This is a genomic window from Dellaglioa sp. CoH-57-MRSF-21, assembly GCF_056781915.1.
Genome location: NZ_JBXAXU010000004.1, coordinates 134951 through 148302, shown reverse-complemented (window position 1 = coordinate 148302; position 13352 = coordinate 134951). Strand labels below are relative to the sequence as shown.

Sequence of the window (13352 nt, the reverse complement as noted above, 5' to 3'; positions counted from 1 at the left end):
TTACATGCCCTCCTTGATATAACCATCATTAGCGAGTGATTTACGTAACTGTAAAACAGCTGTATAAGTGGCTAAAACGTAAATATGTTTTGTGGGGAAGGTTTTAAGTTGTTCGATAACTTTAGCAATGTCAGGTTCTTTAATTAATTGTTCATCTTTGACACCAGCGACCTTAAAACGGAATGAAACATCTTTATAACGTTCACCACCCGTCATGAATTGAGGAATGTTCATTTGTGTTAATTGTTCGAAATTCCCATCCCAAATCCAACTGGTATCAATACCATCTGCGTAATTTGCATTTAATAAGAAGGCCAACGAGAATGGTTCTGTATCTGTTGCAATCATATCTAGTACCTGATCGAGGCCAACTGGATTTTTAACTAAAACTAAGGTAATGTCTTTGTCTTCAACATGGATGACTTCTTGTCGACCAAAGACTTGCTCATCGTCTTCACTTAATGTATTACTAATTGTTGCAGGACCAACATTGAAGACACGACCAACTGCATAAGCAGCAAGGGCGTTGTAGATGTTATATAAACCGCCGACATGAATTTCCATGGGTTGTCCATCAACTATAAAGTGAGATGATGTGGGTGTTTGTTCTAAAAGTGATGTTAATTGGTAGTCTAATTTTGGACGACTAAAATGACAGTTTGGACAATAATATTTCCCGAGATTAGCATACGTACGGGTTTTATAATGTAAGATATGTTGACAAACTGGACAAAGAATCCCATCAGTATTCGTAGGTGCTAAACTTTCTGTTTCCTCTTCATGATTAAAACCGTAGAAAACAAAAGGATTTGGTAATTCAATTGAATGGAAAATGGGTGCATCACCATTTGCAATAATTGTTGCATTGGGTGCTAATTTAATCCCATCAATAATTTTTTTGTAAGTTGTATAAATTTCACCGTAGCGGTCCATTTGATCACGGAAAATATTTGTTAGAACAAATGCTTTAGGCGTGATGTATTGGGTTACTTTAATGACATTTGCTTCATCAACCTCAAGAACAGCAAGAGGACGCTCATTTTTTTTGCGCTTATCCGTTAGAAATGCTGTGATAATACCTTGTTCCATATTTGATCCAGCAGAGTTTGTTAAGATATGGTCATATTTAGCACCTAAAACCTTAACTGTTAAGGCGGTTGTTAAGGTTTTACCGTTGGTTCCAGTGATGACAATAACGTCATAATTAGCACCTAATGTTTTTAAAATTTCTGGATCTAACGCGGCAGTTATTTTGCCGGGTAGAGAGCTACCACCTTTTAGAAAGGTGTGCAAAAACCAATATGATGATTTCCCTGCGACAGTTGCTATTGAGCTTTTTATCGTCATTAAAATATCCTCCGTTTACAGAAAATTGACTACATAGGATAGAATCCACGTCATAGCCTACTTTACTGAATTTATATTATGTCTATAATAGCATAATTACAAAATTCTACATATAAAATGCCTAATATTAAGAAAAAATTTTTATTTAATGAAATCCAAGCTTAAATCGGATATACTTAAAGACGGAAATCTGAAAAACAGAAGAGGTTTATTATGGCGCAATTATTTTTTAAATACGGTGCAATGAATAGTGGTAAGACAATTGAAATCTTAAAAGTTGCGCATAATTATGAAGAACAAAATAAATCAGTTATTATTTTAACAAGTGGTGTGGATGACAGGGATGGTGTTGGATTTGTTTCAAGTCGAATTGGATTGAAACGTGAGGCGACACCTATTTTTGAAGAAACAAATGTCTTTGATTTAGTTCAACAGACTAATTCAAATGCTGCTTGTGTTTTAATAGACGAATCACAATTTCTAAAACAAGCACATATTATTCAATTAGCTAAAATTGTGGATGAATTAAATATTCCAGTTATGGCTTTTGGGTTAAAGAATGATTTTAAAAACGAATTGTTTGAAGGATCAAAATATTTATTATTATATGCTGACAAGATTGAAGAAATGAAAACAATTTGCTGGTTTTGTCATAAAAAGGCCATCATGAATTTACGTATTCATGATGGTAAACCTGTATATGCTGGCGAACAAATTTTAATAGGTGGTAATGAAGATTATTATCCAGTATGTCGTAAACATTATAACAATCCGTTGATGACACAATTACAATAATCAGATAGACTAGAAAGATAAAGAATTAAGAGGAGACAATATAAAATGGATGAAATGTATGATCAATTACAATCAGTTGATGATCGCTATGAAGAATTAGGCGAATTATTGTCTGATCCTGAGATTATTTCAAATAATAATCGGTTTATGGAATTATCAAAAGAAATGGCAAGTATCCGCGAAACAGTTGAGAAATATCGCCAATATAAAGTTGTTGTTCAAGAACTTGCAGATGCTGAAGAAATGCTAGGCGAAAATTTAGATTCTGAAATGGCTGAAATGGCTAAAGAAGAATTATCTGACGCAAAGAAAGCAAAAGCAGCTTTAGAAGAAGAAATTAAGGTACTATTAATTCCTAAGGATCCTAATGATGATAAAAATATTATCATGGAAATTCACGGCGCTGCCGGTGGGGATGAAGCTAGTTTATTTGCTGCAGATTTATTCTCAATGTATTCTAAATACGCTGAGAAGCAAGGTTGGACTGTTGAAATTGTGGATAAAAATGTGACTGAAGTCGGTGGTTTTAAAGAAATTGTCCTGTTGATTAATGGTGATAGTGTCTTTTCTAAGCTGAAATATGAAAGTGGTGCACATCGAGTTCAACGAATTCCATCAACAGAATCAGCTGGACGTGTGCATACTTCTACTGCAACAGTAGGTGTTATGCCTGAAGCAGAAGATGTTGAAATTGAAATTGATGCAAAAGATATTAGAACGGATGTTTATCGTTCTTCTGGTGCCGGTGGACAACATGTTAATAAGACATCATCTGCTGTCCGAATGACCCATTTACCAACAAACATTGTTGTAGCTATGCAAGATGAACGTTCACAACAACAAAATCGTGAAAAAGCTATGAAAATTTTGAAGGCTCGAGTTTATGATTTCTATTCACAACAAGAACAAAGTGCTTACAATGAAAATAGAAAATCAGCTGTTGGATCAGGGGACCGTTCAGAACGAATTAGAACTTATAATTTCCCTCAAAATCGTGTGACTGATCATCGAATTGGATTATCATTGAATAAATTAGATCGTGTTATGAATGGTGAACTTGAAGAAGTAATCGATTCATTGATTTTATATGATCAAACACAAAAAATGGAAAAGTTGCAAGAAAATGACTAATCCAACCTACTATGAAGCCTTGAAATGGGCTTCTTTGTGTATAGAGGAACATAAGTTAGAAGTTGAAAGTGGTCAGTGGTTATTATTAGAGCGACTAAGCTGGTCAACGACTGATTTATTAATGAATTATCAAACAAAAATGCCAAAAAATGAGTGGCAACAATATCAGATAGATATTCAGCAATTTTGTGATGGAATGCCGGCACAATACATTATTGGTCATGCCTACTTTTTTGGTATGCAATTGAAAGTGACCGAAGCAACCCTTATTCCGAGACCTGAGACGGAAGAATTGGTAGAATGGATGTTGGAGACATTGCCTGCTAATGAGAAGTTGGTAATTGCTGATATTGGAACCGGTTCTGGAGCAATTGCGATTGCTTTAAAACAACAGCGACCAAATTGGCAAATCTTTGCAAGTGATATTTCTAAAGAAGCAATTACGGTTGCCAAAAAAAATGCACAAGCACAGCAAGTTGATGTAACATTTTTGATTGGAGATTTAACAGAACCTATTCATGAATTGAAAGTGGATGTCATCGTGTCTAATCCACCATACATTGCCGAAAATGAGCGAGATGTGATGGATAAAAGTGTGATTGAACATGAACCGCAAGTCGCATTATTTGCAGCTGAAAATGGTCTAATCTTGTATCGAAGAATGATAGAAGAGGTGGCTCGCTTCACGCAAAAACCAAGAGATATTTTCTTTGAAATAGGGTATCAACAAGAAAACGCCGTGATAAAGATGTTAACAAACGCATTTGAAAATGCAGTTTTAATAGAAGGAAAAAAAGATAGTTTTGATAATCAAAGAATGATTCACGCAAAATTATAAAAGGGGTGTTGAGTTAATGGAAACAATTATTTATCAACCTAATGAAATAGAAACTGCTGCAGAGTTATTAAAGCAAGGACAATTGATCGCATTCCCAACTGAAACAGTGTACGGATTGGGTGCCGATGCGACAAATGAAGAGGCAGTCAAACAAGTGTATGCTGCAAAAGGTCGACCAAGTGATAATCCACTAATCGTACACGTTGCCGATGTAGAGACAGTTCGGGAATATGCACAACCACTTACTGCCAATGTGGAAAAGTTAATTAAAACATTTTGGCCGGGTTCATTGACGCTTATCCTTAAATTAAAAGCAGGAGCTCTTTCAAAGACTGTTACAGGCGGTTTAGAAACTGCAGCCTTTAGAATGCCAGATAACAAAGTTACATTAGATTTTATTATTAAGTCGGGCGTTCCAATTGTTGGCCCTTCAGCTAATACTTCAGGTAAACCTAGTCCAACAATGGCAGAACATGTTGCTCATGATTTGAATGGTAAAATTGCTGGTATCATTGATGATGGGCAAACAAAAGTAGGGGTGGAGTCAACTGTCTTAGACATGAGTACAGATGAACCAACAATTTTGAGACCTGGAGCAGTTACTCAGTCACAAATTGAGGATGTAATTGGACACGTTAGTGATGATACACATGAAGTTGCCGAAGGAGAAACGCCAAAAGCACCTGGGATGAAGTATCGACATTATGCACCAAGAGCACAAGTTGTGATTGTTGATTCAACACAAAATTGGTCAGATATTTTAGACTGGGTCGCTAAACAAGATATTGCAATCGGATTAATGGCAAAAGAAGGTCAAATTGATACGGATCAGATACCTAAGAATAGTGGCTATTCTTCTTTAGGAAAAACAATTGAATCAGCAAGCCAATCACTTTTTGACGGTTTACGCTACTTCGATGACAACCCTAATGTTCAAATGATTTTAGTTGAAGGGTTTGATAAAAAGGGATTGGGTGTTGCTTACATGAACCGTCTTGAAAAAGCAGCAAGTAGCCAAAATATTGTTGAACTTATGGATGCTGAAAAAGTGAAATATAAACAACAGGATAAAGAATTGTGGGATGCAATCGCTCATGAAGAAAAACGCCAAGAGGACAATATTGAATTAATTGCGTCTGAAAATATCGTTTCTGATGCTGTACGTGCTGCACAAGGTAGCGTGTTAACCAATAAGTATGCTGAAGGGTATCCTAATAAGCGTTACTACGGTGGTTGTGAGTATATTGATGTAGTTGAACAATTAGCTATTGATCGTGCTAAGGCACTATTCCATGCTGAATATGCCAATGTACAACCACATTCTGGTTCACAAGCTAATATGGCCGTTTACCAGGCATTTTTAGAACCTCAAGATAAGATTTTAGGAATGAAATTAAACGATGGTGGACATTTAACGCATGGTTCACCAGTAAATTTCTCAGGTGAATTGTACAATTTTGTTAGTTATGGTGTTGATTCTAAAACAGAACGTTTAAATTATGATGCTATTCGAGAGATAGCACTTAAAGAAAAACCTAAAATGATTATTGCTGGAGCCTCAGCTTATAGTCGAATGATCGACTTTACAAAATTTAGAGCAATCGCTGATGAAGTTGGCGCCTATTTAATGGTAGATATGGCTCATATTGCTGGTCTTGTAGCTACTGGACTGCATCCAAATCCCGTAGATGTAGCTGATGTTGTTACGACAACAACGCATAAAACGTTACGTGGCCCTCGTGGTGGAATGATTCTTGCTAAAGAAAAATATGCTAAAAAACTAAACTCGGCAGTTTTCCCTGGTACACAGGGTGGCCCACTTGAACACGTAATTGCTGGGAAAGCGGCAGCATTCTATGAGGCAGCGCAACCAGCATTTACGGCGTATATGTATCAAGTTGTTCAGAATTCACAAGCAATGGCTGGCGTATTTGCACAGTCAGATTTAGTGAGAGTTATTTCTGGTGGAACTGATAATCACTTAATGAACTTAGATGTAACACCTTCTGGGTTAAATGGAAAAGAAGTTCAAAACTTATTAGATCGTGTTCATATTACTGTGAATAAAAATACAATTCCAAATGAATCATTGAGCCCATTTAAAACGTCTGGAATTCGAATTGGAACGCCAGCAATTTCTACTCGTGGGTTTGACAGCGAAGACGTAAAAGTGATTGCAATTCTAATTCTATACGCAATTCAATTTCACGATGATGACGATAAATTAGCCGAAATTGGTTCGCAAGTTTTAGCATTATCTAAAAAGCATCCTATTTCACAAATTAAATACGTTTAAGACTAGTATTTTAGGTAATAATTCGCTAAAATAGAATAGACTAAATTTAAGGGAGTGTTTCGTAATGGGCAAATTTCAAGTGATGGACCATCCGTTAATTCAACACAAATTAACGATTATACGTGATAAGAACTGTGGTACAAAAGAATTTAGAGAAGTTGTTAATGAAATTGCTGAACTAATGGTATATGATGTTTCTCGCGATTTTGCTTTAGAAGATGTTATCGTTGAAACACCTATGGGTAAAACAACACAAAAAACATTGGCTGGTAAGAAAATTGCTATTATTCCTATTTTAAGAGCTGGTTTAGGGATGGTTGATGGTATTTTGGAATTATTACCAGCAGCTAAAGTTGGACATATTGGTATGTACCGTGATGAAACAACATTCCAACCAACAGAATATTTTGTAAAAATGCCTGAAGATATTGCTAGTCGTGATCTTCTTGTAGTAGACCCAATGCTTGCTACTGGTGGTTCTGCTATTATGGCAGTTGATGCATTGAAGAAGCGCGGCGCAAAGACAATTAAGTTTGTTTGTCTTGTTGCGGCTCCAGAAGGTGTTGCAGCTTTACGTGAAAAACATCCTGATATTGATATTTATACAGCAGCACTTGATGATCACTTGAATGAAGATGGCTACATTGTCCCAGGTTTGGGCGATGCAGGTGATCGATTGTTTGGTACGAAATAAATTAAATGAATGGCCCTTAGAATGCTTATGCGTAAGCCGTCTAGGTGTCATTTTTTTTAATGTGAAAAAAAACTCAAAATAAGTCAGAATTTCTTTTGTATTTTATTTCAATTGGTGGTATGATTTCTTTTGTAATTGGAGAATATTTATAAAGTTATTCTCTTTAATTTATACCGTTTTATACGGTCAAATAAAAGTTTGGAAAGAGGTGAAATTCTGTGGATGGAGATGCTTTCGTTGTGAATTTTTATGGCCTACCTTTCAATATTACGAATGTCGTTTCCGGTTTACTTGCATGTGTGATTGTCGCGATGATAGCTATTGTATTATCGAGAAGACTGACCATGAAACCGACTGGTAGACAAAATGTTTTGGAATGGCTCATTGATTTCACCAATGGGATTGTTAAAAGCGCAATGCCAGGAAAAGAAGGTAAGAAGTTTAATTTATTAGCATTTACGTTATTCTTATTTATCTTTGTATCTAACCAAATGGGTTTATTTTTACAAATAGGTTTTGGCGACAAGACGTTGATTAAAAGTCCAACGTCGAGTCCGCTAACGACACTAACGTTTGCATTTTTGATTCTGCTATTATCACATTTTATGGGTGTTATTCAATTCGGATTTAAGGGATATATTAAAAATTCCTATTTGAGTCCAGTTGCATTTCTTTTACCTATTAACTTGATTGAAGAATTTACAAATTTGCTAACATTAGCTCTTCGTTTGTACGGAAACATTTACGCTGGGGAAGTATTATTAACGTTAATTGGTGGTGCAGTTTCTATGGGCCCATTAATGACTATCGTGGCTTTACCAGTTGAAATGATCTGGCAAGGATTCTCTCTGTTTATCGGAAGTATCCAAGCTTACGTATTCGTAACATTGTCAATGGTTTATATCGGTGGAAAAGTACAAAAAGAATAAAACAAGATATCTAAGGAGGAAACAATTATTATGGGATTATTAGCAGCAGGTATTGCAGCTGGTTTAGCCGCTGTCGCAACAGGTATTGGTAATGGTTTAGTTATTTCTAAAACAATCGAAGGTATGGCTCGCCAACCAGAATTATCTGGTCAATTACGTTCAACAATGTTTATTGGTGTTGGTTTGATTGAAGCCGTTCCTATTATTGCTATCGTTATTTCATTCTTATTGATGGCTAAATAATTTTTGAAATTAAGTTTGATTCTTCGTTGATACAACGAAATATATTAATTTTAAAAAGGAGGTGTCAATAGATGTTTTCAGATTTAGTTTTCGGTGCAGTTGGTAATTTTCAAACTGGTGATTTCTTATTCTATATTATTTCGTTTGTTATTTTGATGTTAATCATCAAACACTTTGCATGGGGTCCTGTCACAAAAATGATGAGTGACCGTGCAGATAAAATTGCAAATGATTTAGATTCTGCTGAAGATTCAAGAAAAAAAGCCGATATTTTGGCAACTGAACGACAAGACCAATTAGATAATTCACGTCAAGAAGCATCTGAAATTGTTAGTCGTGCAAAAGATAACGGTAAAAAGCAACATGATGATATCGTTTCTGGAGCTCAAGATGAAGCAACGACGTTGAAACAAAATGCTGTTAAAGATATTGAACAAGAACGCCAAGAAGTATTGAGTAGCGTTCAAAGTGATGTCGCTGAATTATCTATTGAAATTGCTTCTAAGATTATTCAAAAAGAATTAAATGAGAATGATCAAAAAAACTTAATCAATTCTTATATTGAAGGGTTGGTAAAGTAAAATGAAATTAGATAAGGCAACCGTTGCCAATCGTTACGGTGAAGCCATCTTTGAAATTGCTGATGAACAAGGTAATATTGTTGCCTTTTCTGAAGAATTAGAGGAAGTTAGACAAGTTTTTCTTGCTAATCCACAATTGAGTGAAGTGCTTGTTGATGCACGTCTTAATTTGTTAGAAAAGCAAGACCTTGTTAAGGTCTTACTCAAAGATGCATCTCCAATTATTGCAAACGTTATCCAAATGGTCTTTGATTATGGTCGAATGGGTGATATGGTTGGAATAATTGAAGAATTCGAACGATTATGCGATGTTAAAGAAAAAATTGTACATGCAACCGTTACAACTGCAATTGAGCTTGATGATAGTCAATTAACGAAATTATCAAGTAAGTTTGCAGAAAGAATCGGTGCAAATAAGATAGTATTTAACAATATTATTGATGAAAAAATTATTGGTGGCGTTATTATTGAAGCCAATAATCAGATTTTTGATGGATCAATTTCATCAAAAATCAACAAAGTAAAACGATTATTAGCGGAGTAACATATTAAAGTAGTTAAGAGGTGAACCTTGTATGAGCATTAAAGCTGAAGAAATCAGTGCTTTAATTAAAGAACAATTGGAACAATATAAAGACGAACTTATCGTTGATGAAGTAGGTACCGTTACTTATGTTGGTGATGGTATTGCTCGTGCACACGGTTTGGATAACGCTTTATCAGGAGAATTGTTAGAATTTTCTGACGGTACTTATGGTATGGCTCAAAATCTAGAAACAAACGATGTTGGTATCGTTATTTTAGGTGGCTATGAAGGTATCCGTGAAGGCGACGTTGTCAAACGTACGGGTAGAATCATGGAAGTTCCTGTTGGTGAAGAACTTATCGGACGTGTTGTTAATCCTTTAGGCCAACCCATCGATGGTAAAGGTGATCTTAAGACAAACAAAACTCGTCCAGTCGAAAAAAAGGCTCCAGGAGTTATGGATCGTAAGTCAGTTGATCAACCTTTACAAACTGGACTTAAAGCTATTGATGCTTTAGTTCCAATTGGCCGTGGACAACGTGAATTGATTATTGGTGATCGTAAGACTGGTAAAACATCAGTTGCTATTGATACGATTTTAAATCAAAAAGATCAAGACATGATTTGTATCTATGTTGCTATTGGACAAAAAGAATCAACTGTTAGCGCACAAGTGGAAACGTTACGTCGATTAGGCGCAATGGACTACACAATTGTCGTTAGTGCTGGTCCTGCTTCTCCCGCACCATTATTATGGTTAGCTCCATATACTGGTTCAGCAATGGGTGAAGAATTCATGTATAACGGTAAACATGTCTTGATTGTATTTGATGATTTATCAAAACAAGCAACGGCTTACCGTGAACTGTCATTAATTTTGAGACGTCCGCCGGGTCGTGAAGCTTATCCTGGTGATGTTTTCTACTTACATTCACGTTTACTTGAACGTGCAGCTAAGTTAAGTGATGAATTGGGTGGTGGTTCAATGACTGCTCTTCCATTTATCGAAACACAGGCTGGTGATGTTTCTGCATATATTCCTACTAACGTAATTTCGATTACTGATGGTCAAATTTTCTTGGATAGTGATTTATTCTATTCAGGTACTCGTCCAGCTATTGATGCTGGTACATCAGTTTCTCGTGTTGGTGGGTCAGCTCAAATTAAAGCAATGAAGAAAGTTGCCGGAAGCCTTCGTTTGGCTCTTGCATCATTCCGAGAATTAGAATCATTTTCTCAATTTGGTTCTGATTTAGATGCCGCAACACAAGCTAAATTAAATCGTGGACATCGTACGGTTGAAGTACTTAAACAACCATTACACAAGCCATTAGTTGTTGAAAAACAAGTTTTAATTTTATATGCATTAACACATGGATTCTTGGATTCAGTTCCTGTTGATGATATTCTTCGTTTTGAAGGTGAAATTTTTGATTTCTTTGATAATAATCATAGTGATCTTTTAAATCACATCAAAGAAACAGGTAATTTACCTGACGAAGATAAATTTGATGCTGCAATCAAAGACTTTTCAGAAGGTTTCCAAGTAACTCCTGAAAAAGCGTAAACTAAAAGTAAATGAAAGATGGTGAGAATTAATGGGTGCTTCATTAATGGAAGTAAAGCGTCGAATCGTTTCAACTAAGAAAACGGGACAAATAACTGGCGCAATGCAAGTTGTTTCGACTGCTAAGTTAAGCCAAATTCAGCGTCATACTCAAAGTTATCAGATATATGCTTCTAAAATTAGAAGTGTCATTACCCATCTTGCCCAATCTCACCTTTTAGATGCTAAAGCTGGAAAATCAAAGCAATCATCTGAGAATGATAGTTCAAAATTTTCAGGTTTTGATATGTTACAAAAGAGACCTGTTAAAAAAAGTGGTTATTTAATTATTACTTCTGATCGTGGTTTAGTTGGTAGTTACAATAGTAACGTAATTAAACAAACATTAGATTTGATGAAGCAAAATGGCCATACTGTAGATAATGCTGTTATTATTGCTGTTGGTGGTACTGGTGCTGACTTCTTTAAAAATAGAGGATATGAGGTTGCCTACGAATACCGTGGTGTAAGTGATATTCCAACGTTTATTGAGGTTCGTGAAATCGTTAAATCAGTAGTAACAATGTATAACAGTGAAGTTTATGATGAATTATTTGTTTGTTATAATCATTTCGTTAATAGTTTACAATCGGACTTTCATTCTGAACAAATGCTTCCTATTTCAGAAGTGAATATGGATACAGATGCAGAAGGTATTGAAACGTCTAATGTGATGGGGAATGAAGATTATGATATGGAACCTTCAGGAGACGCAATTCTTGAAGTTGTTCTACCTCAGTTTGCTGAAAGCTTAGTATATGGTGCGATTTTAGATGCTAAAACAGCTGAACATGCTTCAAGTTCTACAGCAATGAAATCTGCGACAGATAATGCTAAAGATATTATTGCATCATTAGAATTAAAGTATAATCGTGCACGTCAAAGTGCTATTACAACAGAAATTACAGAAATTACTGGTGCAACAGCTGCTTTAGAGTAAAATGACAGGAGGAAATACAGAAGATGAGTCTCGGTAAAGTTGTTCAAGTTATCGGGCCCGTCGTCGATGTACAATTCTCTTTAAACGAAACCTTACCAGATATCAATAATGCGTTAAAAGTTACACGTGAAGATGGAACTGCTCTAATTATCGAAGTTACGCTTGAATTAGGTGACGGAGTTATGAGAACAATCGCCATGGATTCTACGGATGGCTTGCAACGTGGAACAGTTGTTGAAGACACAGGTGCTTCAATTTCTGTCCCTGTTGGTGAAGATACTCTTGGTCGAGTGTTTAACGTTTTAGGAGATACCATTGATGGTGGTCCTGAATTTAATAAAGATGCAGAGCGCAGTAGCATCCATAAAGATGCTCCTAAATATGATGAATTAAGTGCAAGTACTGAGGTTCTTGAAACAGGAATTAAAGTTATTGACTTGTTAGCCCCTTATATTAAAGGTGGTAAAATTGGATTATTCGGTGGTGCCGGTGTTGGTAAAACTGTTTTAATTCAAGAATTAATTCATAATATTGCTCAAGAACATAATGGTATTTCAGTGTTTACCGGTGTTGGTGAACGTACTCGTGAAGGTAATGACCTTTACTTTGAAATGAAAGAATCCGGCGTGTTAGAGAAGACAGCCATGGTGTTTGGTCAGATGAACGAGCCGCCTGGTGCCCGTATGCGTGTTGCATTGACTGGTCTTACAATTGCGGAATATTTCCGTGATGAAAAAGGACAAGATGTGCTATTGTTTATTGATAATATTTTCCGCTTTACACAAGCTGGTTCTGAAGTTTCAGCCTTATTAGGCCGTATTCCTTCAGCCGTAGGTTATCAACCAACATTAGCTACTGAAATGGGTCAATTGCAAGAACGTATCACGTCAACTAAAAAAGGTTCAGTTACATCAATTCAAGCAGTTTATGTTCCAGCTGATGATTATACTGATCCTGCTCCTGCAACGACGTTCGCCCATTTGGATGCAACAACTAACTTGGAACGTAGCTTAACGCAACAAGGTATTTACCCAGCTGTTGATCCTTTGGCTTCAACTTCAAGTGCTTTGACACCTGAAATTGTTGGAGAAGAACATTATCGTGTTGCTACGGAAGTTCAACATACGTTACAACGTTATCGTGAATTACAAGATATTATTTCTATTTTAGGTATGGATGAATTATCTGATGATGAAAAAGTAATTGTAGCACGTGCGCGTCGCATCCAATTCTTCCTTTCACAAAACTTTAATGTTGCCGAACAATTCACAGGAAAACCTGGATCATATGTACCAATTGCTGAAACAGTTCAAGGATTTAAAGATATTCTTGATGGTAAATATGATTCACTTCCTGAAGATGCTTTCAATGGTGTCGGCCCAATCGAAGATGTTATTGAAGCAGCAAATAAAATGGCAAAATAGGG

13 protein-coding genes and 1 pseudogene are annotated in these 13352 nt (G+C 35.9%); 13 read left to right on the top strand and 1 reads right to left on the bottom strand.

Annotation, left to right across the window (positions count from 1 at the left end):
* Window positions 1-1347, bottom strand: coding sequence for a MurT ligase domain-containing protein (locus tag AC1RPQ_RS05865; protein WP_481761635.1), 1347 nt, complete (start codon window positions 1345-1347; stop codon window positions 1-3).
* Window positions 1348-1560: 213 nt separating this feature from the next.
* Between AC1RPQ_RS05865 and AC1RPQ_RS05860 the strand changes: the two genes are divergently transcribed.
* The 13 genes and pseudogenes from AC1RPQ_RS05860 to atpD all read left to right on the top strand — a co-directional run bounded on the left by AC1RPQ_RS05860 (window position 1561) and on the right by atpD (window position 13350).
* Entirely contained in the window at window positions 1561-2142 is a 582-nt protein-coding gene (locus AC1RPQ_RS05860; protein ID WP_409022298.1) for a thymidine kinase, read from the top strand.
* Window positions 2143-2187: 45 nt separating this feature from the next.
* Window positions 2188-3273: a peptide chain release factor 1 gene (gene prfA / locus AC1RPQ_RS05855; RefSeq protein WP_409022299.1), complete on the top strand. Its 1086-nt coding sequence runs from the start codon at window positions 2188-2190 to the stop codon at window positions 3271-3273.
* Window positions 3266-4111: a peptide chain release factor N(5)-glutamine methyltransferase gene (gene prmC / locus AC1RPQ_RS05850; RefSeq protein ID WP_481761636.1), complete on the top strand. Its 846-nt coding sequence runs from the start codon at window positions 3266-3268 to the stop codon at window positions 4109-4111. Before prfA ends, prmC begins: the two co-directional genes overlap by 8 nt.
* Window positions 4112-4127: 16 nt before the next feature.
* A pseudogene (locus AC1RPQ_RS05845) lies at window positions 4128-5111 on the top strand (L-threonylcarbamoyladenylate synthase); the annotation flags it as partial.
* A 33-nt stretch (window positions 5112-5144) separates the two neighbouring features.
* Window positions 5145-6407, top strand: coding sequence for a serine hydroxymethyltransferase (gene glyA / locus AC1RPQ_RS05840; RefSeq protein ID WP_481761720.1), 1263 nt, complete (start codon window positions 5145-5147; stop codon window positions 6405-6407).
* A 64-nt stretch (window positions 6408-6471) separates the two neighbouring features.
* Window positions 6472-7101 carry a uracil phosphoribosyltransferase gene (upp, locus tag AC1RPQ_RS05835; protein WP_409022301.1) on the top strand — a complete coding sequence of 210 codons (630 nt, stop codon included), beginning with the start codon at window positions 6472-6474 and terminating at the stop codon, window positions 7099-7101.
* A 218-nt stretch (window positions 7102-7319) separates the two neighbouring features.
* Window positions 7320-8030 (top strand): F0F1 ATP synthase subunit A, encoded by a 711-nt coding sequence (gene atpB, locus AC1RPQ_RS05830; protein WP_409022302.1) that lies wholly within the window; start codon window positions 7320-7322, stop codon window positions 8028-8030.
* A gap of 30 nt (window positions 8031-8060) precedes the next feature.
* Complete coding sequence (atpE, locus tag AC1RPQ_RS05825) at window positions 8061-8273, top strand: F0F1 ATP synthase subunit C (protein WP_409022303.1); 213 nt, start codon at window positions 8061-8063, stop codon at window positions 8271-8273.
* Window positions 8274-8344: 71 nt separating this feature from the next.
* A complete protein-coding gene (gene atpF / locus AC1RPQ_RS05820) occupies window positions 8345-8854 on the top strand; it encodes a F0F1 ATP synthase subunit B (protein WP_409022304.1) in 510 nt (169 codons plus the stop codon).
* A gap of 1 nt (window position 8855) precedes the next feature.
* Window positions 8856-9398, top strand: coding sequence for an ATP synthase F1 subunit delta (atpH, locus tag AC1RPQ_RS05815; protein ID WP_481761637.1), 543 nt, complete (start codon window positions 8856-8858; stop codon window positions 9396-9398).
* A 31-nt stretch (window positions 9399-9429) separates the two neighbouring features.
* Window positions 9430-10947, top strand: coding sequence for a F0F1 ATP synthase subunit alpha (atpA, locus tag AC1RPQ_RS05810; RefSeq protein WP_481761638.1), 1518 nt, complete (start codon window positions 9430-9432; stop codon window positions 10945-10947).
* Window positions 10948-10978: 31 nt separating this feature from the next.
* A complete protein-coding gene (locus AC1RPQ_RS05805; RefSeq protein WP_481761639.1) occupies window positions 10979-11926 on the top strand; it encodes a F0F1 ATP synthase subunit gamma in 948 nt (315 codons plus the stop codon).
* Between the two features lie 23 nt (window positions 11927-11949).
* Window positions 11950-13350, top strand: coding sequence for a F0F1 ATP synthase subunit beta (gene atpD / locus AC1RPQ_RS05800; RefSeq protein ID WP_409022308.1), 1401 nt, complete (start codon window positions 11950-11952; stop codon window positions 13348-13350).
* Window positions 13351-13352 lie beyond the last annotated feature (2 nt).

Coding starts and splice junctions, on each gene's coding strand:
- atpH (WP_481761637.1), top strand. CDS start 8,856: ATGAAATTAGATAAGGCAACCGTTGCCAATCGTTACGGTGAAGCCATC.
- atpF (WP_409022304.1), top strand. CDS start 8,345: ATGTTTTCAGATTTAGTTTTCGGTGCAGTTGGTAATTTTCAAACTGGT.
- atpA (WP_481761638.1), top strand. CDS start 9,430: ATGAGCATTAAAGCTGAAGAAATCAGTGCTTTAATTAAAGAACAATTG.
- atpE (WP_409022303.1), top strand. CDS start 8,061: ATGGGATTATTAGCAGCAGGTATTGCAGCTGGTTTAGCCGCTGTCGCA.
- AC1RPQ_RS05805 (WP_481761639.1), top strand. CDS start 10,979: ATGGGTGCTTCATTAATGGAAGTAAAGCGTCGAATCGTTTCAACTAAG.
- prfA (WP_409022299.1), top strand. CDS start 2,188: ATGGATGAAATGTATGATCAATTACAATCAGTTGATGATCGCTATGAA.
- glyA (WP_481761720.1), top strand. CDS start 5,145: ATGGATGCTGAAAAAGTGAAATATAAACAACAGGATAAAGAATTGTGG.
- AC1RPQ_RS05860 (WP_409022298.1), top strand. CDS start 1,561: ATGGCGCAATTATTTTTTAAATACGGTGCAATGAATAGTGGTAAGACA.
- upp (WP_409022301.1), top strand. CDS start 6,472: ATGGGCAAATTTCAAGTGATGGACCATCCGTTAATTCAACACAAATTA.
- AC1RPQ_RS05865 (WP_481761635.1), bottom strand. CDS start 1,347: ATGACGATAAAAAGCTCAATAGCAACTGTCGCAGGGAAATCATCATAT.
- prmC (WP_481761636.1), top strand. CDS start 3,266: ATGACTAATCCAACCTACTATGAAGCCTTGAAATGGGCTTCTTTGTGT.
- atpD (WP_409022308.1), top strand. CDS start 11,950: ATGAGTCTCGGTAAAGTTGTTCAAGTTATCGGGCCCGTCGTCGATGTA.